Annotated in this window: 21 protein-coding genes; 5 read left to right on the top strand and 16 right to left on the bottom strand. The window is 59.1% G+C overall.

Annotated elements, in window-relative coordinates; translation table 11 throughout:
• The first annotated feature begins 51 nt into the window (after nucleotides 1-51).
• The gene (locus VJ651_RS14545) at nucleotides 52-966 is read left to right on the top strand and encodes a hypothetical protein (protein ID WP_324108143.1); all 915 of its coding nucleotides are present in this window, start codon (nucleotides 52-54) and stop codon (nucleotides 964-966) included.
• A gap of 44 nt (nucleotides 967-1,010) precedes the next feature.
• Here VJ651_RS14545 and VJ651_RS14550 read toward each other — a convergent pair whose 3' ends face one another.
• Nucleotides 1,011-1,199, bottom strand: a complete 189-nt coding sequence (locus VJ651_RS14550) for a hypothetical protein (RefSeq protein WP_324108144.1) — start codon at nucleotides 1,197-1,199, stop codon at nucleotides 1,011-1,013.
• A 70-nt stretch (nucleotides 1,200-1,269) separates the two neighbouring features.
• Nucleotides 1,270-1,905 (bottom strand): hypothetical protein, encoded by a 636-nt coding sequence (locus tag VJ651_RS14555; protein WP_324108145.1) that lies wholly within the window; start codon nucleotides 1,903-1,905, stop codon nucleotides 1,270-1,272.
• A 258-nt stretch (nucleotides 1,906-2,163) separates the two neighbouring features.
• Between VJ651_RS14555 and VJ651_RS14560 the strand changes: the two genes are divergently transcribed.
• The gene (locus VJ651_RS14560; RefSeq protein WP_324108146.1) at nucleotides 2,164-2,301 is read left to right on the top strand and encodes a hypothetical protein; all 138 of its coding nucleotides are present in this window, start codon (nucleotides 2,164-2,166) and stop codon (nucleotides 2,299-2,301) included.
• Nucleotides 2,302-2,304: 3 nt separating this feature from the next.
• Here the strand turns inward: VJ651_RS14560 and VJ651_RS14565 are convergent, their stop codons facing one another.
• Nucleotides 2,305-3,201, bottom strand: coding sequence for a YihY/virulence factor BrkB family protein (locus VJ651_RS14565; RefSeq protein WP_324108147.1), 897 nt, complete (start codon nucleotides 3,199-3,201; stop codon nucleotides 2,305-2,307).
• 927 nt (nucleotides 3,202-4,128) lie between these two features.
• On the opposite strand from VJ651_RS14565, the gene VJ651_RS14570 reads away from it, so the two are divergent.
• On the top strand, nucleotides 4,129-5,370 hold the full coding sequence (locus tag VJ651_RS14570; protein WP_324108148.1) for a hypothetical protein: 1,242 nt from the start codon (nucleotides 4,129-4,131) through the stop codon (nucleotides 5,368-5,370).
• A 65-nt stretch (nucleotides 5,371-5,435) separates the two neighbouring features.
• On the opposite strand, the gene VJ651_RS14575 is transcribed toward VJ651_RS14570, so the two are convergent.
• The 6 genes from VJ651_RS14575 to VJ651_RS14600 all read right to left on the bottom strand — a co-directional run bounded on the left by VJ651_RS14575 (nucleotide 5,436) and on the right by VJ651_RS14600 (nucleotide 9,744).
• The gene (locus tag VJ651_RS14575; RefSeq protein WP_324108149.1) at nucleotides 5,436-5,963 is read right to left on the bottom strand and encodes a surface-adhesin E family protein; all 528 of its coding nucleotides are present in this window, start codon (nucleotides 5,961-5,963) and stop codon (nucleotides 5,436-5,438) included.
• Nucleotides 5,964-5,977: 14 nt separating this feature from the next.
• Nucleotides 5,978-7,684 carry a phosphoethanolamine--lipid A transferase gene (locus VJ651_RS14580; protein ID WP_324108150.1) on the bottom strand — a complete coding sequence of 569 codons (1,707 nt, stop codon included), beginning with the start codon at nucleotides 7,682-7,684 and terminating at the stop codon, nucleotides 5,978-5,980.
• Nucleotides 7,685-7,828: 144 nt separating this feature from the next.
• Nucleotides 7,829-8,206, bottom strand: a complete 378-nt coding sequence (locus VJ651_RS14585; protein ID WP_324108151.1) for a hypothetical protein — start codon at nucleotides 8,204-8,206, stop codon at nucleotides 7,829-7,831.
• A 135-nt stretch (nucleotides 8,207-8,341) separates the two neighbouring features.
• Nucleotides 8,342-8,764 carry a J domain-containing protein gene (locus VJ651_RS23640; RefSeq protein WP_414691347.1) on the bottom strand — a complete coding sequence of 141 codons (423 nt, stop codon included), beginning with the start codon at nucleotides 8,762-8,764 and terminating at the stop codon, nucleotides 8,342-8,344.
• 196 nt (nucleotides 8,765-8,960) lie between these two features.
• Nucleotides 8,961-9,176 carry a hypothetical protein gene (locus VJ651_RS14595; protein WP_324108152.1) on the bottom strand — a complete coding sequence of 72 codons (216 nt, stop codon included), beginning with the start codon at nucleotides 9,174-9,176 and terminating at the stop codon, nucleotides 8,961-8,963.
• 337 nt (nucleotides 9,177-9,513) lie between these two features.
• Nucleotides 9,514-9,744 carry a hypothetical protein gene (locus tag VJ651_RS14600; protein ID WP_324108153.1) on the bottom strand — a complete coding sequence of 77 codons (231 nt, stop codon included), beginning with the start codon at nucleotides 9,742-9,744 and terminating at the stop codon, nucleotides 9,514-9,516.
• Nucleotides 9,745-9,816: 72 nt separating this feature from the next.
• Between VJ651_RS14600 and VJ651_RS14605 the strand changes: the two genes are divergently transcribed.
• Nucleotides 9,817-10,158, top strand: a complete 342-nt coding sequence (locus tag VJ651_RS14605; protein ID WP_324108154.1) for a hypothetical protein — start codon at nucleotides 9,817-9,819, stop codon at nucleotides 10,156-10,158.
• A 51-nt stretch (nucleotides 10,159-10,209) separates the two neighbouring features.
• Here the strand turns inward: VJ651_RS14605 and VJ651_RS14610 are convergent, their stop codons facing one another.
• Nucleotides 10,210-10,497, bottom strand: coding sequence for a hypothetical protein (locus VJ651_RS14610; protein WP_324108155.1), 288 nt, complete (start codon nucleotides 10,495-10,497; stop codon nucleotides 10,210-10,212).
• A gap of 279 nt (nucleotides 10,498-10,776) precedes the next feature.
• Between VJ651_RS14610 and VJ651_RS14615 the strand changes: the two genes are divergently transcribed.
• A complete protein-coding gene (locus VJ651_RS14615; RefSeq protein ID WP_324108156.1) occupies nucleotides 10,777-10,989 on the top strand; it encodes a hypothetical protein in 213 nt (70 codons plus the stop codon).
• A gap of 151 nt (nucleotides 10,990-11,140) precedes the next feature.
• Here the strand turns inward: VJ651_RS14615 and VJ651_RS14620 are convergent, their stop codons facing one another.
• The 6 genes from VJ651_RS14620 to VJ651_RS14645 form a co-directional block, all read right to left on the bottom strand.
• Nucleotides 11,141-12,241, bottom strand: coding sequence for a mechanosensitive ion channel family protein (locus VJ651_RS14620; protein WP_324108157.1), 1,101 nt, complete (start codon nucleotides 12,239-12,241; stop codon nucleotides 11,141-11,143).
• A gap of 999 nt (nucleotides 12,242-13,240) precedes the next feature.
• Nucleotides 13,241-13,882: a 3-oxoacid CoA-transferase subunit B gene (locus VJ651_RS14625; RefSeq protein WP_324108158.1), complete on the bottom strand. Its 642-nt coding sequence runs from the start codon at nucleotides 13,880-13,882 to the stop codon at nucleotides 13,241-13,243.
• The gene (locus VJ651_RS14630) at nucleotides 13,879-14,550 is read right to left on the bottom strand and encodes a 3-oxoacid CoA-transferase subunit A (RefSeq protein ID WP_324108159.1); all 672 of its coding nucleotides are present in this window, start codon (nucleotides 14,548-14,550) and stop codon (nucleotides 13,879-13,881) included. The genes VJ651_RS14625 and VJ651_RS14630 overlap by 4 nt, the downstream gene beginning before the upstream one ends.
• Before the next feature lie 61 nt (nucleotides 14,551-14,611).
• Nucleotides 14,612-16,282, bottom strand: a complete 1,671-nt coding sequence (locus tag VJ651_RS14635) for a hydantoinase B/oxoprolinase family protein (protein WP_324108160.1) — start codon at nucleotides 16,280-16,282, stop codon at nucleotides 14,612-14,614.
• 25 nt (nucleotides 16,283-16,307) lie between these two features.
• The gene (locus VJ651_RS14640) at nucleotides 16,308-18,338 is read right to left on the bottom strand and encodes a hydantoinase/oxoprolinase family protein (protein ID WP_324108161.1); all 2,031 of its coding nucleotides are present in this window, start codon (nucleotides 18,336-18,338) and stop codon (nucleotides 16,308-16,310) included.
• Between the two features lie 83 nt (nucleotides 18,339-18,421).
• Nucleotides 18,422-19,756: an aspartate aminotransferase family protein gene (locus VJ651_RS14645; RefSeq protein ID WP_324108162.1), complete on the bottom strand. Its 1,335-nt coding sequence runs from the start codon at nucleotides 19,754-19,756 to the stop codon at nucleotides 18,422-18,424.
• Nucleotides 19,757-19,761: the final 5 nt, after the last annotated feature.

Below are 19,761 nucleotides of genomic sequence, written 5' to 3' on the forward strand. Positions count from 1 at the left end.
CTCTCTCGATCGGCGGTCCGCACTGCCGCCCGGGTTTCAAGGAGAGTTGGCATGGCCAGGCAAATCGCACTGATCACTCTGCACGGCATGGGCGAGACGGTCGACAACTACTACGACACCCTGCGGGGCAAGCTGCTCGCGAAGCTGGACAACACAGCGAACAAGCTCGCTTTCCAGGCCGTCAACTATCAGAACCTCCTGCAGCCGAACGAGCAGGCGGTGTGGGACCGCATGGACAAGGGTGATCTGCGCTGGGATGACCTGCGCCGTTTCCTGTTGTTCGGATTTGCCGATGCCGCCGGACTCGAGACCAACAAGGAGGACGAGGGCTCTGTCTATGAAGGCGCGCAACTCGATATCGCTCGCAAGATGTGGGCCGCGCGGCAGGAAATGGGCGGCGACGGCCCGCTGGTCGTGATTGCGCAATCGCTCGGCGGCCAGGTGTTTTCCTGCTATATCTACGATGCGCAGCGTGCAGCGGCAGGCCAGACGCGCTATGCCGGCATCTGGAAAGACATCGACAGCTTTGCGGCAAGGATCACCGGCTCGGACAAGGCCCTGACGGCGGCGGAAAAGTCATTCCTGCGCGGCTCGACGCTGGTCGGACTGATGACCACCGGCTGCAATATCCCGATCTTCGTGGCGGCGCACAAGCGCTTGAATATCCACGCGATCGACCGCCCGAACAATCAGTTCAAATGGCTGAATGTCTATGACAAGCATGACACCCTTGGATGGCCCCTGCGGCCGCTGGAGGGCGGATATGAGGACCTGGTGGAGGACCGGCAGGTCAATGTCGGCGAAGGCCTTCTCGATTGGCTGAAGAGCTTTACGCCGATGTCGCATACTGCCTACTGGGAGGACGAAAACGTGGTGGCGGCGCTGGCGCGCATGATCATGCAGGGACTGCTGCATCCGGTTACACATAGTGTCGCGCCCGTCACGGCACCTGCACCGCCGCACTGAACATCATTCGCAAGATGTATCGGCGGACATCACGCATCGCGCGCTCAATCCGCTTCGGGCATGCCAAGATCGATTCCTCCGAGATCGGTAACCTTGCGCAAGGCGATCACATGGCCGACAAAGGGCTCCCGGTCCTGCCAGCCGTTGTCGCGCGCCGGCACCAGCCAATATCCTTCTTCGTCATGGACCACCCAGTAGCGTGGATTACTGGTGTATTCGTAAAGCGTCACCATCGGAATCTCCTTGCTTGCAAGCCTGCCATTCCCGATTGCCGAGATGGAAAGACAAGCTTGCATCGCCGCATTATTTCATGAAAAAAGAGAGCGGGAGTGTCATAATCAGCGACTCGAAAAATTGCGGCGGATCAATTACTCGATGCAAAAAGAAACACTCGGCGGGCGCACCGGAAGCCGCGCCATCTCGTTTTTCGCAGCCTTGACCGGCGCGCTTGGATTCATGTGTTCCCTGGCGCTTGCCTTTCAGGTATTGCTCGCACAGGGCAACCCCGGATTTCTGATCATCTGGCTGCTTGCCATGGCCGCCACCGCGGCGTCCCTGCGCTTCGATCGCAAATGGCGCGAAACGTTTGGGCGAATCCACGCGATGAAGGCCGCAAGAACCATTCACGCCGACTACAGGAAATGGACGCGCGATGCGGAAGACGTCGTGTTTCGCGACATACCCTGCGCCTCGGCCACTGCGGGACGGTAAGGGCAGCACGCGCCAGTGAATGCGTCCGGCACGCATCTTCAGCGGATGCCGGATGGCCGCGACTCGCAACGATTCGCGCCATCGACCTGTTCCACAACAAAGTGCAAGCGCTCGCCTGTCTTGCCGCTCACCGCCGAGTGCTGGAAAAACATCGTCGGCATGCGAGGTTTGATTAGCGTCATCATCGCGTAACACCGCGCCGGTATCATTTCTCCATCTGCTGTACATGCAACCGATATGCATGTACTGCAGCCTGGCGTGCCTGATCGACGCTATCGGACAGGCACGCCGCCCGCTCCTCGTTCATCATTCCTGATAACTGGTTCTCCGTGCCTGTCTCACTGCGTCGTCCCTGCTCATTCCCATCCTCGCCGCGGGCAGCGCTGTTGTATTTTCGCCGGCTTGTGCCAGTCGTCACATCAGCTATTCCTGGTCTTTCCTACAATCGTTTTCAAGAGCAAACCTCTTTTTCACAGGGAGATCATCATGGGCAAAACCCTGCATGACCGTGTGCGCCTCAAAGGGCGCTACGCACTCTTCAATTTCAACCGCCTGCATGTAGCCGCACTTTGTGTGTCGGCAGTCCTGGCGCTGCTTGTCGTTGGCGTTCAGGCACTTTATTGATTGCTAGGTTCTGAATGACGGCGGAGTCCGGTGAAGATCTTCTTCGTCGACCCGCTCGTACTCTGCAATGACCTGCGCTCCGAACAACAACAAGGTTGCCGCGATTTCCAGACTGAGAAGCACCACGATTGCCGTCGTCAGCGAGCCATACACGACGTTGACCTGCGACAGCGTGGCGAAATACCAGACAAGAACATGCCGCGTCATTTCCCAGAGCAGGGCGGCGGTGACACCACCTAAGAGCGCATGCCGCAGCGACAAGCGGCCAACCGGCATCACGAGATAGACGGACGTGAGGACAAGAATCTCGCCTCCAAGACCGAGCAGGTAAAGCAGCGTTCCCGAAATGCCGCGCAGCGACCAGCTGTGGCCGAGCACGTCGACGCTTTCCTGTCCGATGGCCTGCAGGCTTCCCGCGGCCAGTGTCACCAGCAGCAAGCCGACGCCCAGCGCAAGGATGTAGCAATACGGCAGCAATGCCGAGATCAGGAAATGGCGGCGGCGGATTGCGACGCGGTGGAAGAAGATGACCGACATCGCGTTTTCAAGGACCGTGAATGCCAGCGAGCTGAAAAAAAGCATGGTGGCGAGCAGCACCCAGCCGATCACTTCACGATGCGTCATGAAGTTGGCCAGCTCGGCCACGATCGCTTTCGATTGCCCCGGCAGCAGCCACTCAAGGTAGCGCCCCAGCGTCTGCAGGAGTTCCGTCTGATCGATGACGTGCGACAAGGCAATCACCGTCACAATCAGCAGCGGCACCATCGACAGCAGCGCGTAATAGGCGACCGCGCCTGCGAGAAGCAGGCCTTGATTCGCGCGAAAACTCTTCAATGCCTTCAGGGTAAATGCGCCGGGATGCTGCAAAATCAGGCGCGCCCTATGATCGATGATTTGCATGTTGATCTTGTGCGAACGACTCACGCTGGCAGAAAGTGGATTGGCGTCGCATTCCGTCTGGCGATTTGCAGGAGGCGTTCGCGCTTTCCTTGCGGGGCGTCAAAAAATGCAGCGATGGAAACGGGACGCGAATTCGCGGCCTGAATTGCACGACTCTGCCTTGTGTCGGTGCCTGCTCCGACACTTCCTATTGTTTCCCGTCCAGAGCTTCGCATCTTTGTCATAGATAAAGCTCCGACTTGGCTGCAATCAATACGTTCGCGTCTGGCTCCAAGAGAATGTCTGGATGGAAGGACGGTGTTGATCTGTATCGTTCGTTCCAGTCTGGAATCGGGGCGGTTTGCGGGAGGACGTGCGACGACAGGCAACGGCGCGTCTTCCCGAAAACCGCCCCGGATATTGCCTCGGTATCCCAGCGCATTCCCCGGAGCGCCGTGCGCAAGGAAGCACAGGCGATCCGGAGCAGGAGGACTCATTGCCGAGGTGAAGCCATTATCACGTATCGAAAATTGAAAGGTCAGCATGGATAAACTATTGACACGGAAGCGTCAAGCTTCGTTGTTCTCCGAACATGGCACGAAACCAGCGTTCTTTCATATTAAGCCGATTGTCGCAGCACTGATTGCTGCCAGTGTACTTTCAGCCTGCGGTGGAGGTGGTTCAGGATCTTCGACAACATCACCGGCCGCTGATACAGGCAATACCGGAGGATCCCAGCCAGCCCCGACACCCTCTCCGTCGCCAAGTCCAAGTCCAAGCCCAAGCCCAAGCCCAAGCCCAAGTCCAAGTCCAAGTCCAAGTCCAAGCCCAAGCCCAAGCCCAAGCCCAAGTCCAGCGCCGACACCCGCTCCGGCACCTGCGCCGGCTCCAAGCCCGGCGCCGACGCCTGCACCCGCACCAACGCCACCGGCGCCGGTAAGCGCATCGATGACCATGTCCTGTGTTGACGGCCCGAATTATCAATGCAGCGGCGGCAGCGTGATCCGCACGGATAATGGCGTCGCATTGACCAGTTCAGGCGTGCAGGTGTACGGCAATTCCACCAGCGATCTGGCAACGCCCAATCCCAGTCCGACGACCGCTATCGGACTGACACTCGCTTCCGGCGGCGTGGCCGAGTTCCGGCTTGCCAAGGATTCGAACAGCGCCGTGTCGAACCCGGCGATCTTGCTGAGCAATCTGGGACTTTCCTGGGACGGCAAGGTCGAGCGTCCCTTGATCATCGAAACCTTCCGTACCACGCAAGGCCGTGTCCAGCTTGGCGGCATCACCTCGGTGGCGCTGCCAGCCAGTTCGGATCTCGGTTTCTACAATTTCTCGACGCTGGGCACAGCCGGCACGCAAGCCAACTACGCGAATAACGTGTACTTTCCGCGTACGATCGCATCGCGTTGCCCGGCCGATCTGAATCCCTGCCCAACCACGGAAACGAGCGGCGTGCAGATCAAGGCAGGCGACTGGCGTACCGGCGGCGCCGACTTCGACTGGCTGGCTGCGACCCGCTTCCACGAGGACGGCGACGTCCATGCCGGCGACGGCGTGCCGGATGCGACCGGCAGCGGTGTTCCGTTTCCCGGCTCGAAGGGCTATCGCGGCGTCGCAGGCTGGAGTTCGCAGTATGCCAACCTCGGCACATGGGAAACGCAGGATACGGTGCTGATGGCGGAGTGGGGTGCCGCATCGGGCGCCGAACACAACACCAAGCGCCGCGGCGTGGTGTCCTTCGGTTCGGTCACCGATCCGGCGACGGTGCCGACGACGGGCACCGCAAGCTACAAAGGCATCGTGTATGGCTGGTACGCGTCGAACAAGACCGAAGAGCCGCCTGTATTCCGTGGTGATGCAACGATCACCGTGGATTTCGCGACACGCCAGGTCACGATCGCGTACCAGAACACGAAGACCTTCGATGCTGCCGGAAACACCGTGCCGCTCGCCTTCACGGCAAATGCCGCGATGGGCGCCGCGGGAGCAAGCGTGGCCAACTACCTGACTGCGCCGACGACGGCGGGTACGCTGGCTGGCGGCATCAGCGGCCGCTATTACGGCCCGGTGGTATCGACCGGTACCGGCGGAACGGGTCCTGCGGAAATCGGCGGCGCATTCCAGCTGTCGAATGCAACGACGGGCGCCACGGCAATCGGCGGGTTCATCGCGCTGAAACGCTGAGCGGGAGTACTTGGCAGGCCGGGCTGCGACTATCGCAGTCTGGCTGAAGAGGCGCCAACTGTCTGCTAAGGCGCCTTTTTCTCCTCGGCAGCCTTTGCCGGTTTTGCTTTCGGCACGGGCTTGCTGCGCGGCTTCGAAATGCAGACGGATTTGACAATCTGCTCTTCCAGCGAGTCGGGTCGCGCGACATTCATGTCCAGACTGACCGACTTGTTTTCACCGACAATCGCACCGCTCGCAAAACGCCCGGAATAAAACGAGGAATCCGACACGCCGACCCGGGCAGTCTTGCAATCGACGACCACGCGCTCTCGTGCCGACAGGTAGGCGTTTTCCTTTTCGAAGTATTCCGGATACGGATATTCATAGTGCCGCCAGACCGCGACACGGTCCTTGTCCAGTTTTTTCACGTCGTGATGAACGAACACGGCGGCATTGTGCAATTTTCCGAGGGGGCGCCAATTCGCCGTCAGCTCATGCTGGCCCCGTTCGTAGAGGCTGTCCACGGTTTGAGGTGCAGCAGTTTCGGCGTGGGCGGCGAGGGCATGCAGCGCAAGGCACAGTATCGCGCCATGACGAAAGAATGTGCTCATGCCCCAGCCTCTCCTTATTGTTTGCCCTTGAGTCCGTCCGATGCCGTCAGATCGCCGGCAAGAATCTCGTTATGACGGCATGCGGCGAAGATGTCCATGCCGCTTTGGTACATCGCATTCTTCACGCCCATGCCGCCTAGGACCGTGTGATAGAGATTGTCATGGCTGAAAGGCTTGTCGAGTTCGGCGCGCAGGCAGGCGCTCTCGAGCGAGAAACGCTGGCGATAGCCGTCTGACATCCACAGGATGAACGGCACCCGTTTCTGCGCTTCGGGGGCGAACATGTAAGGCGCGCCATGCAGGTACAAACCTTTCTCGCCCAGCGATTCGCCGTGATCCGATACGTAGATCAGCACGGTGTCAAAGCGATCCGATACCGACTTGAGGATGGCAATCTGCTGCGCCAGGTTGTGATCGGTATAAACGATCGTGTTGTCGTAGGCGTTACGGATCTGCTCTTCGGAACATTGCTTCAGCTCGTTCGTGTTGCACACCGGCGTGAAGCGCTCGAAGCGTTGCGGATAGCGTTTTGCATAGGCCGGACCATGGCTGCCGATCTGGTGAAAGGCGAACACCGTGTCGTCCTTGATCGTCCGCAGCGACTTGTCCAGCCCTTGCAGCATGACCTCGTCATAGCAGGATTCGTTGTTGCACAAGGTGGCGTCGGCCTTGGCGTCGTAGCTGACGGTCCTGGCGCGGGCGCTGACGCCCTTGCTGCCTGAATTGTTGTCGCGCCACTCGACCTCCACGCCCGCCTTGTTCAGTGCATCCAGCAGATTCGTGGTATGCGCGGCCACCGGAACGCTGAAGTGTTCCTGGCCGAGATGCGAGAACATGCAGGGCAGTGAGATCGCCGTCGACGTGCCGCATGAGCTGACATTCCGGAAGTAATACAGACCGTCGACTTTGGCCAGCTCCGGATTGGTCGGCCTGTCATAGCCGCCCAGCTGGAAATTGAGTCCGCGCGCCGTTTCGCCGACCACGAGGAACATCAGCAGCGGCTTGTTGTGCGCGGTCTTCGTGAAGCGGGTGGTGACGCCGCGTGTATCGGCAAAGCTGTTGCTTTCCGCATTCGGAATCATGCTGCGCGCATACTGGATCGTGCCTTGCACGGCGGCGCCGGGGCTGAGAAGGTAGCGCAGGTTCTTGTGCTCACGCACGAATGAACTGTAGTTCGCGGAAAAGGCAAACAGCATCAATCCACTGAGCGTCAGCCCGGCAATAAAAAACAGGCTGCGCTGCACCAGTTGCCGCTTCAGTCCGATCTTCTGCACCCGTACCCGCCACAGCAGCAACGAAGGAAGCACTCCCAGAACGAATACGTAGGCGGCGAAGCGCAGGTTGAGGAGCGCGCCCGCTTCGCGTTGATCGGTTTCGAACAGATTGCGGATCATGTCCTTGTCGATGAACACGCCATAGGCATCCGCGGAATACGAGGCGGCAGCCGCAACGATGAACAGAATAGTTGTCGTCGCCTGCAGCAGGCGTCGTCCCGGAATCAGCAGCAGGAAAGCCGTATGCAGGAAAAGCAGGAAAAGGAATAGCGAAGCCATGAACAGGCTGTCGCTGAGCGTCCCGTCCCACAGCGCGGCGCCGGCCTCGCGCCAGAACCGGAAGTTGTGAAAAACCAGAAAAATTGTTGAAATGGCAAGAGCTAGTGTGACGGGGGAGCGGAAGTGGAACTTGGACTTGTCTCTATTGAAAGTCGAATAATTTTGCATGCTATGGAAGAAGCCGGCGCAGCAGACTGCGCCATGGACTTGTGTAAAGGCAGCGGGCAGTATACACCCCCGCCACGGCGGGCACGGCAAGCCGAAGGGTAGGGCCGCTGAAGGATTGACAGAGATGCACGACGCCCTGCGTGCCTACCTTTTCACGTAAGTCAGGTACAGATAACTGGACGAGAGCACGGCAATCACGATGCAGGAAAAGGCAAAACCGATACCGGCACTCATGCAGAACAGCGCGGCGCACAAATGACCGGTGCTTTGTTCCGTAGTGCTTGTCATGCGGTCGGACAGCAATCGCATCAACTGCAAGGTGCAGAAGGCGATACCGACCCATTTCCAGACATAAAACGGCAAGACCTTGCGCTGCGCGCGGTTGTACCGGTAATTGGCGATACGCTGCTCCATGCTGCCACGGCCGGCATCACGGAAAATCCAGAACGGGATGGCCAGTCGCCAGACATATTGCAGCCGAAAAGAGATTCTCTTCAGCAGCGGCTGGGTGTTTTCAGGCATGGAATTCGCACCTCCTGCTGCTTAGGCGAGAATTCAGGAAATGTGTTCCCGAGGCGAACAATCCATGCAGGCGATTCGCGGGCAGGCGCCGGACGGTTGATGCGCGAGCAACAATGAGGTGCCCGCGGCCAGGCTTCAGGTCTTGCGGAACAGCTTTCTTGAGAAATGGTCGAGCATCATCCGCAGCTTGTGCGTCACGCGCGAGAAGTCGAGCACCGACTTGTAGCGCGAACCGTAAAAGTAAAACGTCATGCGACGCGACTTTCCCGAGCTGTGCCTGTGTGAATACCGGTGCGAGTGGTGACGGCTTTCACGACTGCGGTCATCGTCCGACTCCGCACGTGCTATCCAGTCGTCGTGCTCCCTGCGCTTGGCCGGATCGGACAGCACTTCGTAGGCGACATTGATGATCTGGATGATGCGCATGGCGTCGGGGCTGTTGCCGTTGCGATCAGGATGATGTTTTTGCGACAGCGTTTTATACGCGGCGCGAATCACTTCTGGTGGCGCATCGCGCGCTACCTTCAAGTTGTCGTAGTGGGTATGGACTCGTGCCATCGGCGGCAATCCGAAAACAGTTATTTTTGTTAAAACTTTAGAGTCGCAACCTGCTCGCTTCGTTCGCGCCCTTGCTGATGATGCTGACTATCTCACCTGTATCCTAAGGCGGCGAAATACCTGACATATTGCAGTATATCAAGGGCGCTTGTGAATTCGCGCTCGCGCCGAATGGATGGCCGTAGCCGGCTCCCGGTCAACGGCAGAAATAATCCGAAATGACCCGTTCCCCGTCGGGTTCCTGCACCGCCAGGAGAAAGGCGTCAATACAGTCGGTTGCCTGATCGACAACGCCGTATACCGCGACGGATTCGAATAGCGGATGATGATTGGCGACGCTCATCACAAGGCGGGGAGGACCGTAAGCCTGCAGCAAAGCTTCATACGGCTTGCCTCGCCACATGCTTTTCATGCGGATTTCGCGTTGGTGGCGCGAGTCGTGGGTAGCCGCGAAGTGTGCTTGCGCCGGCAGGGATGTGCATCCGTCGATCAACGGTAGTGCGAACGCAAGAGTCAAGCTCAGCGAAAATGCACTTGGCCTGATGATCATTGCAATGGTGTCCGATAGGGAGAGGCGGGAAAATCATGCCGCATGCCCTGCGGCTTAGTGTCGGATGTTGCGTACGACGAAGTACAGCATTATTTCATTCGGGAAAAGCGTGCGCATTATTCCAGGTCAACAAATGAATATATCGCAACGAGATTGTGCCGAGGAGAGCAAGCCGGCCAGATTCTGCGCATGAATCGACTCAAATTTTCCCGCTCTTGAGAAACGCGTTGCCTGCGCGGCGGGCGGCTTCGATCGCTTCCTTGTAATCCGCGATCGGGTGCTCGGAAGCATGGTGCGTCTCAAGAACGCACTTGAAGTCCTGTGCCTCGTCATCGAATCGATGAACAGAGACGAAAGGATCCCAGCCGCCTCCCGGCACTGCCTGAGCGGTCAGATGGAGCTGGTATTTTCCGACGGTTTCGATTTGCATTGGGCTTCCTTGCTGACTTGGCCATCGTAGCAAAGGACCTTCGACATTCATTGACCGGCATCATGCGCATCAATGATGGTGTTCATGGCAAGAGTGAATGCCATCATGCGGCGGGTAGGACTAAAGAGCGCCGTCTATTGCGGAACAAATTCGGTTCGGCAGGAGTCTAGGCAGATTGATTTTCGTTTTCCATTGGAAAGACTCATGGCCCGCCAACAATTGATCAACGATGAGCTTGCCGCTCTTCGCAATCTCGAAGCCGCTGTTCGTGCATGCGGACTGCCGACCATCATGGTGTCCGGACAGCAGCAGCTCGACTCGTTGGCGGATGCATTGAAGGCCGTGGAGGAGGTGCGCAGGCTTGCGGCGCAATCCACAGCGCAAATTTCGCCGGTGCAGATGGAGCAACACTAAAACGCGGGCTGCCCCGGCGGGCGAGGGAAAGACGCGGATCAGGAAAGGTATTCAGTTACCCGTGTTCCACCACGCACCGAGCAGGCCGGTAATATAGGTGGCAATTCCAATCGTTATCGATACCGCCGCAGCGATCGGCGAATCGGCGGCAGCGGCGATGAGGCCGCCTGCAATCACGGCTCCGCCAAGGAGTTGTATCAGCCGGTATTCCTTGATCGTCGCCTGCGTGACTTCGTTGGCTTCACGGGCATGGGCAGTGACAGGATAACTGCATTCCCCGCAAATTTCGGCATTGGCAGGCAGCCGCGCCCCGCATTCCGTGCATGCGATTCCGGACATCTTCCCTTTTCTTCCCCACATATCCTGCGCTAATCCTGCTGATGTTTTCAAGAATTGCAAATGCGTAATTAGACACCTGCGCCATGCAGTGGCCTAGCCATATATATGGGATGTCTGTCCGTATAAGAACAAAATGCGCCGGAGCACGGCACAACTTTTGCTATTTCAGCATGCATGCCGTTGCTTTGGCGGCGTGCGTGTGCGGCATGTTCACGGGCGTGTAATAAATACACTGCATCATTGGCCCGAATTACACGCATTATTGACAGGAGGTCGTAGGTGAGAGTGACCGATGAAATGGTGCAAGTAGCAGTAAAAAAAGCCGTCGAAGCCGGGCTCTTGCCGCGCCATGCATGCCGCGAAGATACAGGCTCCTATCAGGAAATCATCGAGCTGATCCTGCGGGCGGCGCTGGAGCTTGCCCCGACGGAATCCGACACAGTTTCCCAGATCTTCGCGGGAACCCCCGCTGAGCATAGCGCATACGGCTGATCGCGAATCGAAGGCACCCGAAGCTTGCCCACATTAATTGTGGGCAAGCTTGTGGACAACCAGGGAATGTGTTCCCTATGTCCATGATTCTTAAGAGCATTTCGTTACTGATCAAAATCAAGGCAAATTGTGCCGGCAATGCCCGACTGGCTCAGCCTCCCGCGTTTCTCGTCTCGGCGATGTCTGCCCGAATTTTCGGCAGGTATTCGGGGTATTCGCGCTGGATGAAATACAGCAGTTCCTCGCGCAGACGGCAGCGCAAATCCCAGGACTGACCCGCGTTGCCCGCGCTGATGAGGACGCGCAATTGCATGGCGTGCTCGCTGGCTTCGACCACTTGCACCAGACACAGGCGCCCATCCCATTCCGGCGCGCTCTTGCAGATCCGCTCGGCCTCCTTGCGCAGTGGGTCCAGAGGCATCCGATAATCCACCCAGAGCAGCACCGTGCCGAGAATGTCCGAACTGGTTCTGGTCCAGTTCTGGAATGGGTTTTCGATGAACCACTGCAGTGGAACGACCATTCTGCGCTGGTCCCAGATGCGCACCACGACATAGGTCCCGGTGATCTCTTCGATATGACCCCATTCGTTTTGCACGATGACGACATCCTGCAGCCGGATAGGCTGGGTGAGGGCGATCTGCATTCCGGCCAGGAGGTTGCCCAGGACCGGTTTGGCGGCGAAACCGACGACCAGGCCGGCGACGCCCGCCGATGCCAGAAGACTGGTGCCGATCTGGCGCAGGATCGGCAGCGTCATCAACGCCGTGCCGGTACCGACCAGGATAATCATCACCATGACGGTGCGCCCCAGGACCTTGGTTTGTGTCTGAATGCGCCGTGCTTGAAGATTGTCCGGCGAATCGGCCGGATTGAGATCGATGATGGTGTGGGAGACTGCACGTACACAGCGCACGCCGAGCCAGGTCATGGCAGCGATGAGCGCCAATGCGCTGAAGTGCCTCGCGGCCGTTATTCCCGGCAGTGAGTCGGCGGCATTGCGCAGGATGACTTGCGCAAGCAGCAGGAACACGACCATGGCACCTGCACGATGACCGTATTGCACCAGCCGGCGCGAAAACGGAAGCGACGCCGACAGCCTCTGCAGAAGCGTGGTTCCGATCCGGTGCACGATCATCACCACCGGCACGCAGAGCAGCAATTGCACCATGACGCCGATCCATGGCATGCGGGTCACGAGCACAAACCACGGCATGATGGTGTATGCGGCTGTCGTCAGCCAGTCAGGCATGCCTTCTGTCATCGGATGTTGGGCAACTCGATTGCATTGCGGCGGAGGCTCGACGCCTCGTTTGAAGGGTGGTTCGGGCGATCTTGCGGTCGCCGGAAGTGGGCGCAAGCAGGAGGTGGCGCACCGCCTATGCCTGCATCACTGCGCCAGGCGATTCGTCACGTCGTATGCCGCCGGCAGGGAGCAGGAAAGGGGCGGCCTATTCCGGGTTGTGATCAGGCACAGGCTCTTCGTCCGGTGTCGGTTTCTTGTCTGGCGTCGGTTCGTCGCCGGGCAGTGGCTCCGTCGGAACCTGATGCTCGTCTGCTGTCAACATCTTTTGCTCCGCTTATTCATGCGCCGATGCTACTCCATACCGGGGCGTGGTCATTGAGGCAAATCATGCGCTTCGGTATTCCTTGAAAGACGACAAGGGTGGACTTGAGGAGATATACGAAGTGGAAATACCTGCTATCACGAGAATAAAGCGGACGAATGAATACGCTCTCGATATAGTTGAACCGTCTCCTCCAACTCTCCTTGAATTGGATTCAGCCCGCAACCGAAAGGTCTGCGGGCTTTTTTTTCGGAGGGGTTACCCTTTGCCAGGGAGCCAGAGTGAAGTAACGCTTTATGAATGAGCATCGGGACCAGTATTCCCTTGTGCTGATGTGCCGGGTTCTGAGAGTGGCGCGGGCCGGTTTCTACACGAGCTTGCCTTGCCCGGCCGCCTTGATCCAGTTGCGCAGCGTCTGCTCGGACATGCTGATCTATTTGGCCACAGCGGCGATGCCGCGCCCGCTATTGACCTGGGAAACCGCCTGCTCCTTGAATTCGGCGGTGTACGCCTTCTGCGGTAACTTCAACATTCGTTCTCCTTCCAATCAGTGATTTATACCATCTGTTGGAAGACGAAATTCCGGGGCTATCTCACTCACATCACTGCGCCTTCCGGGCAACGATGCTTCTTTGCTGTCACGACGCAAGAGCACGTTTGCAGCACGTGTCGTCAACGTTAGTCTAGCGGTCGTCGATCAGCGCTACGGCCGTCAGTTCCTGCAAGCCGGGAAAATCCAGTCCGTCGACGATTTCCCGCACCAGCAAGCCCTTGGCGGTCACGTCGATAACGGCCAGATCGGTGTAGATGCGATTTACGCAGCCGACCCCGGTCAACGGATAGGAACACTTCTCCACGATCTTGCTTTCACCGTTCTTGGTCTGGTGCTCCATCATCACGAACACCTGTTTAGCGCCAATCGCAAGGTCCATCGCACCGCCAACCGCAGGGATAGCGCCGGGAGCACCGGTATGCCAGTTAGCCAGATCACCCGTCGCCGATACCTGGAACGCCCCGAGGACGCAGATGTCGAGATGCCCACCGCGCATCATGGCGAAAGAGTCGGCATGATGAAAGTATGCTCCGCCCGGTAGCAAAGTTACCGGTTGCTTGCCTGCGTTGATCAAATCTTCATCTTCTTCGCCCTGCCGGGGAGCGGGCCCCATGCCAAGTATACCGTTCTCGCTATGCAGGAAAATTTCGCGATCGCGAGGCAGGAAGTTACCTACGGTCGTCGGCAACCCGATTCCGAGGTTCACATAGGCACCCTCATGGATATCCCGCGCCACCCGCTTAGCCATTTCATCACGCGTCAGTCGCTTCATTTCACCGCCTCCTGCCGAACGACACGCTGCACAAATATTCCTGGCGTCACGATCGTTTCCGGATCGAGTTCACCGAGGGGCACGACTTCGTCCACCTGTACGATGGTGCACTTGGCCGCCATCGCCATAATCGGGCCGAAGTTGCGGGCAGTCTTGCGATAGACGAGATTGCCCCACCGGTCAGCACGCAGCGCCCTGATGAGTGCGAAATCCGCATGGATTGGCGACTCCAGCACGTAATGCCGGCCGCCGATCACTCGTGTTTCCTTGCCTTCAGCCAGCAGCGTGCCATGGCCTGTCGGCGAGAAGAAGCCGCCGATGCCTGCACCCGCGGCGCGGATGCGTTCCGCGAGGTTGCCCTGCGGTGTCAGTTCAAGCTCAATCTCACCCGCGCGATACAGCGCGTCGAATACATAGGAATCGGTCTGGCGTGGAAAAGAGCAAATGATCTTGCGTACGCGTTTGGCCTTGAGCAAGGCCGCCAGTCCCGTATCGCCATTCCCGGCATTGTTGTTGACGATCGTCAGGTCGCGCGCACCCCGTTGGATCAGGGCATTAATCAGCGCGAGCGGCATGCCGGCGTTGCCAAAACCTCCGACCATCACCGTTGCACCATCGTGCACGTCTGCCACCGCCTGCTCGATCGATGGACAAGTCTTGTCTATCACGTTCCGCATCCTCCACAGTTGCACACCGGCCACGCCGGCGATTCATATCTGTTTTCTGTCGCTAGCAGCTGCCGAACTTTTCAGCAGCCTGCTCGGCCGAGTAATAGCCGCGCGCTACGTCCCGCAACACGGCGCTCCGGTCACGCTGCATTGGGTCTCCGTAGCCACCCCCGCCCGGGGTGAAGACCTCGATCACATCGCCGGCCTGCATGATCACACCCTGATCCTTGCTGACATGCGGCGGTTCGTACGGCTTGCCGTCGCGATAGATCACGATCCGCGTCTTGCCGCCATCGCTACCACCGAGGGCGCCGGGCGGTCCGAATTTTCCGTGATCCATGACCATCGACGCGGTCGCAGTCCCGCGTAGTAAGCGCATGCGAAAATGAATGCCCATGCCGCCGCGATATTTGCCGGCGCCACCAGAGCCTTCATGGATAGCGTATTTCTCGAACAGTATCGGATACAGCTGTTCGAGCACCTCGGCTGGCTGTGATTTCGAAATGCCGATGGTCGAGCAGCCGTTGGTCAATCCGTCACCGCCGTCGTAGCCACCATATCCGCCACCGGAGATGGCGTACATCACGTATGAGCGCTGCTTCAAGGGGTCATAGCCGCCAATGGCAAGATTGGCGGTGGTGCCGGCCGGGGCCGCGAACAGCCAATCTGGAATGGCCGGAATGAGTGCATTGAACACCGCCTCGGCGATACGCTGGCTGACCTCGGCAGCGCAACCAGATACCGGGCGTGGATACTTTGCATAGAGAAAGGTGCCTTCGGGATCCTTGATGCGCAATGGCTCGAAGGTTCCCGCGTTGATCGGCACGTCCGGGAAGATGTGCTTGATGGCCAGGTACACGGATGACCTGGTGGTAGCCACCACGCTGTTCATTGGACCCTGGCACGGCGGGCTCGATTCCCCCAAGTCAAACTCCAACAGCCCTTCGGTCTTGGTCACGCGCACCCGAATTCGTAACGGCTCGTCGACCACGCCATCCGAATCCAGGAACGATTCGCCAGTATATTCACCGTCAGGAATGCGGTTGACGCAAGCGCGCATCAAGGTGGCCGAGCGGCGCTTGAGTTCGGCAATAGCCTCTTCGATCGTGTCCTGGCCATATCGATCCAGCAGCTGCGTCAGGCGCTTTTCGCCGATCACAAGCGAAGATGCCTGTGCTTTAATATCTCCGATACGCTCTTCGGCAATGCGGATGTTCGACATGATGATGGAGAGAATTTCCTGATCGAGCTCACCGCGCTTGAACAGTTTGACCGGTGGCAGCCGGATGCCTTCCTGCTCGATTTCCGTAGCATGCGCGGAAAATCCGCCAGGTACCATGCCGCCGATGTCCGGCCAGTGCCCCGTATTCGCCAGCCAGGAGAACAACTTGCCGCGGTAGAAGAATGGCTTCACGAATCGCACGTCCATCAGATGCGTTCCGCCCAGATAGGGATCGTTGACGATAAAGATGTCCCCGGGCGCGATATCGCCGGCACGCTTGATCACTTCCTGTGTCGAAAATTGCATGGTGCCCACGAAGATCGGCAGGCCATATTCGCCTTGCGCGATCAGCTCGCCCGTATCCCGGTGATAAATACCGTTGGAACGGTCCTGCGATTCTGAGATCACCGGCGAAAAAGCAGCACGGCAAAACGATAAGTCCATTTCATTACAGACTTGTTGCAGGCCGCTCTGGATGACAGTGAGCGTCACGGGATCAATTGCTGCCATGATGTTGTCCTCGAGGGGGAATTGGTTAGATTTCGATGATCAGGTTGCCGGACGTATCCAGGCGCGCACGGTTTGCCGGTTCCAGTACCACGGTCGAATCGAGCTGCTCGATGATGGCCGGTCCGGTCACCTCGACGTCGGGTAAACGCTCCCGGCGATAAACCGGTGTGTCGAGCCAGCCACTGCCCTCGAACCAGACCTGGCGGCGATCCACTTCGGCGCCGGCCAGTGTGGAAGCCGGCTGCGCTTGGCGCAGGTGCGACAGCGGCGGTGCTGTGCGCTTGCCGATCACCGTCGTGGTCAGCGTGACGAGGACCGGACGCAGCTCGCTCAGTTCGACTTCGAAGCGGTTCCAGTACGCGACGGCAAATGCACGATGCAGTGCCTCGACGCTCGCGTCGTCGCGCAACAGATCCACCGTCAGCAGATGGCTCTGTCCCTGGAATTGCATGTCCGCCGTGTGCAGCACGCTGATGTCGTGGACAGGAATGCCATCGCGGTCGATGATGGCGCGCCCTTCAGCATTCTGGCTGTCAAGGCAGTGCGCAATATCGGCATCGGCCAGCGCCGCGAGCGGCTTATTGAACGTCCTGACGAGATCGTGCCGTACGTCAGCCACCAGACAGCCCAGCGCGTTAGTGAGGCCGGGGCGAACCGGGATCAGCACCTTTGGAATGCCCAGTTCGCGCGCCAATGCGGTCGCATGCAAAGGACCGGCGCCGCCAAAGCCGAACAGTGCAAAGTCGCGTGGGTCGTAACCGCGGGAGAGGCTTACCAGGCGGATCGCACTCGCCATGTTGTTGTTGCCGATGCGCAGAATCGCAGCCGCGGCGGCCGTGGCATCAAGCCCCAACGCGCGGCCGACCTTCTCTTCCATCAAGTGCGCGACAGTGGAAAGCTTCACCGGGTTGTCCACTGCCAGGAGCTTTGCCGGGTCAAGCCGCCCCAACAACAGGTTGGCATCGGTGATGGTCAGCTCGTCGCCGCCGCGTCCGTAACAAATCGGGCCAGGATGTGCGCCGGCGCTCTCCGGGCCCACCTGCAGGATGCCGCCCGCGTTGACACGCGCAATGGAACCTCCACCCGCACCGACCGTGTGGACGTCCACCATCGGAACGTGGATCGGCATGCCGTATTCGAGCTCGAGTTCGCTTGATACCTTGGGCAGGCCGTTTTCGATCAGTGCCACATCGGTGGAGGTGCCGCCCATGTCGTAAGTGATCAGATTCGGCAAGCCCGCGAGGCGTCCGGCATGGGCTGCTGCCATCACGCCGGAGGCAGGACCGGACATGACAGTGTTGACAGCGACACGCGATACCGAGCGCGAGGACACGGTGCCGCCGTTGCCCTGCATGACCAGCAGGTCATTGCGAAAACCTTCCTTCGACAACTCACCCTGCAGGCGATCGATGTAACGATCCAGGATCGGTTGCACTGCGGCATTCACCGCACCCGCCGTTCCCCGTTCGAATTCGCGGAATTCGGAGATCACCTGATGTCCTGCAGTGATGTAGCGGTTATGCCAGACTTCACGCGCCAGTTCGAGCGCCTCCAGCTCGTGCGCGGGGTTGATATAGCTGTGCAGGAAATGAATGAGCAAGGACTCCGCGCCCATCTCCCGCAACTGGCTGGCCGCGGCAATCACCTGATCACGGTTAAGCGGGGTAATGACGTTACCGGCCGAATCCATGCGCTCATCCACTTCGAGCCGGAATTCACGCGTCACCACCGGATTGAAACTTCCTTTCAGTCCATAAGGTTTCGGGCGCGTGCGACGCCCGAGCTCAAGCACGTCCCGAAATCCGCGCGTGGTGATCATCCCCACACGAGCGACCTTGCGTTCCAGCACGGCATTGGTTGTGGTAGTGGTGCCGTGCACAATACTGTCGACCGCGTTGAGCGGAACCGCGGTCTTTGCCAGGGCCGCCAGTACGCCGAATGCCTGGTTGTCCAACGTGGTCGGAACCTTCGCCAGGCGCACCTCCCCGCGAGCGTCGTCCATCAGGATCAGATCGGTGAAAGTGCCGCCCACATCAATGCCGACGGTAATAGCCATGTAATTCTCCAAAAAAGACTGCCCCTGCGCAGCCTGCGAAGCTGCGGTCCGGTGCTCTACGTATGTCAGTGGGATGGCCGGATCTAACCGGCGTTCGCCTCAAGCCCTTCAGCGGCAATTTCCGTCAGCGCCTGCCGGAACGCGACAGCGATCTGCTCGATATCGCTGTCTGTCATCGCCGTTGATAGCGCGATCAGCCCATAGCTTGCAGTCATGACGCCGTTGTTCAGCAGCTTGATCGTGAGCCGCGCCATCAGGCGCTGTTGCTGCGGTGTGGGAAACGCCGATCGGTAGTCGGTAATGGGTCGGTTGTGGAAATGGACTTTCAGCAGTGACCCCACGCCAGTGGCTTGCCCCGGGATGCCGGTCGACGCAAAGGCGACATTGATGGCGCTGCGCAGCCGGTCGCCGAAGCGGCCGAGTCGTTCAATGGCTGCGCCGTCGAACAGTTGCATGGCCGTCAATCCAGTCATCATCGTGACCGGGTTGGCCGAGAACGTGCCTCCGTGCGGAACCGGCGGGCGGCCGCGCGAGGGATCGAATACGCCCATCACCTCAGCACTGCCTCCCACCGCGCCGACAGGAAAACCGCCACCGATAATCTTGCCCGCCGCCGTCAGATCGGGAACCACATCGTACATTGACTGGGCGCCGCCAATGGCTAAGCGCAGGGTGATGACTTCATCGATCACCAGTAAGGCGCCAGTATCCTTTGTCACACGGCGCAGCATGGACATGAATTCTTTCGACGCGGGTACCAGTCCGACCCGGTTCGGCACCGGGTCGACCAGCACCGCGGCGAGCGACGGTCCGTGCGCTCGCAGAAGTTCCTCAGCCTTGACCACATCGTTGAACGGTAGTACAACCACGTCGGACAGGACGCCCTGCGGTGTGCCACGTGCATAAGCGATCGAATTGGGAGCTTGTTCCCCCCAGTTGGACGGCTCCGCATCAAGGCTCGTTTCGGCATAATCATACGAGCCGTGGTACGAGCCCTCGACCTTTGCGATCTTCGGGCGGCCGGTATAAGCGCGAGCGGCCTTTAGTGCCATCATCACCGCTTCGGTGCCGGAATTCATGAAACGCACTCGCTCCATTGACCGCACGCGGCCGCTCAGCAGTTCTGCCAGATACACTTCGCTGGGAGTCGGCATGCCGAATGTCGTCCCCAGCTGGATCTGGCAGGTGGCAGCTTCAACCAGCGCGGGATGGGCGTGGCCATGAATCAGGGAGGTGAAGTTATTGATGCAATCGATGCGCTCGACGCCGTCCAGGTCGGTGACGCGGCAGCCAAGCCCTGAAGCAGCATACAAGGGATATGGCGACATATAGACGGTAGTGCGGGTATTCCCGCCGGGCAGGGACCGTTTGGCCCGCTCGTACAAGGCTGCAGACTGCGAAGAAGAATCGGGATACATGATTT

It is taken from the genome of Noviherbaspirillum sp. (genome assembly GCF_035254865.1).
Lineage (GTDB): Bacteria > Pseudomonadota > Gammaproteobacteria > Burkholderiales > Burkholderiaceae_D > Noviherbaspirillum.

What these genes read in the sequence shown, in the direction of transcription:
- VJ651_RS14545 (WP_324108143.1), top strand. Translation starts at nt 52, where the DNA reads ATGGCCAGGCAAATCGCACTGATCACTCTGCACGGCATGGGCGAGACG.
- VJ651_RS14550 (WP_324108144.1), bottom strand. Translation starts at nt 1,199, where the DNA reads ATGGTGACGCTTTACGAATACACCAGTAATCCACGCTACTGGGTGGTC.
- VJ651_RS14555 (WP_324108145.1), bottom strand. Translation starts at nt 1,905, where the DNA reads ATGTACAGCAGATGGAGAAATGATACCGGCGCGGTGTTACGCGATGAT.
- VJ651_RS14560 (WP_324108146.1), top strand. Translation starts at nt 2,164, where the DNA reads ATGGGCAAAACCCTGCATGACCGTGTGCGCCTCAAAGGGCGCTACGCA.
- VJ651_RS14565 (WP_324108147.1), bottom strand. Translation starts at nt 3,201, where the DNA reads ATGCAAATCATCGATCATAGGGCGCGCCTGATTTTGCAGCATCCCGGC.
- VJ651_RS14570 (WP_324108148.1), top strand. Translation starts at nt 4,129, where the DNA reads ATGACCATGTCCTGTGTTGACGGCCCGAATTATCAATGCAGCGGCGGC.
- VJ651_RS14575 (WP_324108149.1), bottom strand. Translation starts at nt 5,963, where the DNA reads ATGAGCACATTCTTTCGTCATGGCGCGATACTGTGCCTTGCGCTGCAT.
- VJ651_RS14580 (WP_324108150.1), bottom strand. Translation starts at nt 7,684, where the DNA reads ATGCAAAATTATTCGACTTTCAATAGAGACAAGTCCAAGTTCCACTTC.
- VJ651_RS14585 (WP_324108151.1), bottom strand. Translation starts at nt 8,206, where the DNA reads ATGCCTGAAAACACCCAGCCGCTGCTGAAGAGAATCTCTTTTCGGCTG.
- VJ651_RS23640 (WP_414691347.1), bottom strand. Translation starts at nt 8,764, where the DNA reads ATGGCACGAGTCCATACCCACTACGACAACTTGAAGGTAGCGCGCGAT.
- VJ651_RS14595 (WP_324108152.1), bottom strand. Translation starts at nt 9,176, where the DNA reads ATGAAAAGCATGTGGCGAGGCAAGCCGTATGAAGCTTTGCTGCAGGCT.
- VJ651_RS14600 (WP_324108153.1), bottom strand. Translation starts at nt 9,744, where the DNA reads ATGCAAATCGAAACCGTCGGAAAATACCAGCTCCATCTGACCGCTCAG.
- VJ651_RS14605 (WP_324108154.1), top strand. Translation starts at nt 9,817, where the DNA reads ATGATGGTGTTCATGGCAAGAGTGAATGCCATCATGCGGCGGGTAGGA.
- VJ651_RS14610 (WP_324108155.1), bottom strand. Translation starts at nt 10,497, where the DNA reads ATGTCCGGAATCGCATGCACGGAATGCGGGGCGCGGCTGCCTGCCAAT.
- VJ651_RS14620 (WP_324108157.1), bottom strand. Translation starts at nt 12,241, where the DNA reads ATGCCTGACTGGCTGACGACAGCCGCATACACCATCATGCCGTGGTTT.
- VJ651_RS14625 (WP_324108158.1), bottom strand. Translation starts at nt 13,882, where the DNA reads ATGAAGCGACTGACGCGTGATGAAATGGCTAAGCGGGTGGCGCGGGAT.
- VJ651_RS14635 (WP_324108160.1), bottom strand. Translation starts at nt 16,282, where the DNA reads ATGGCAGCAATTGATCCCGTGACGCTCACTGTCATCCAGAGCGGCCTG.
- VJ651_RS14640 (WP_324108161.1), bottom strand. Translation starts at nt 18,338, where the DNA reads ATGGCTATTACCGTCGGCATTGATGTGGGCGGCACTTTCACCGATCTG.
- VJ651_RS14645 (WP_324108162.1), bottom strand. Translation starts at nt 19,756, where the DNA reads ATGTATCCCGATTCTTCTTCGCAGTCTGCAGCCTTGTACGAGCGGGCC.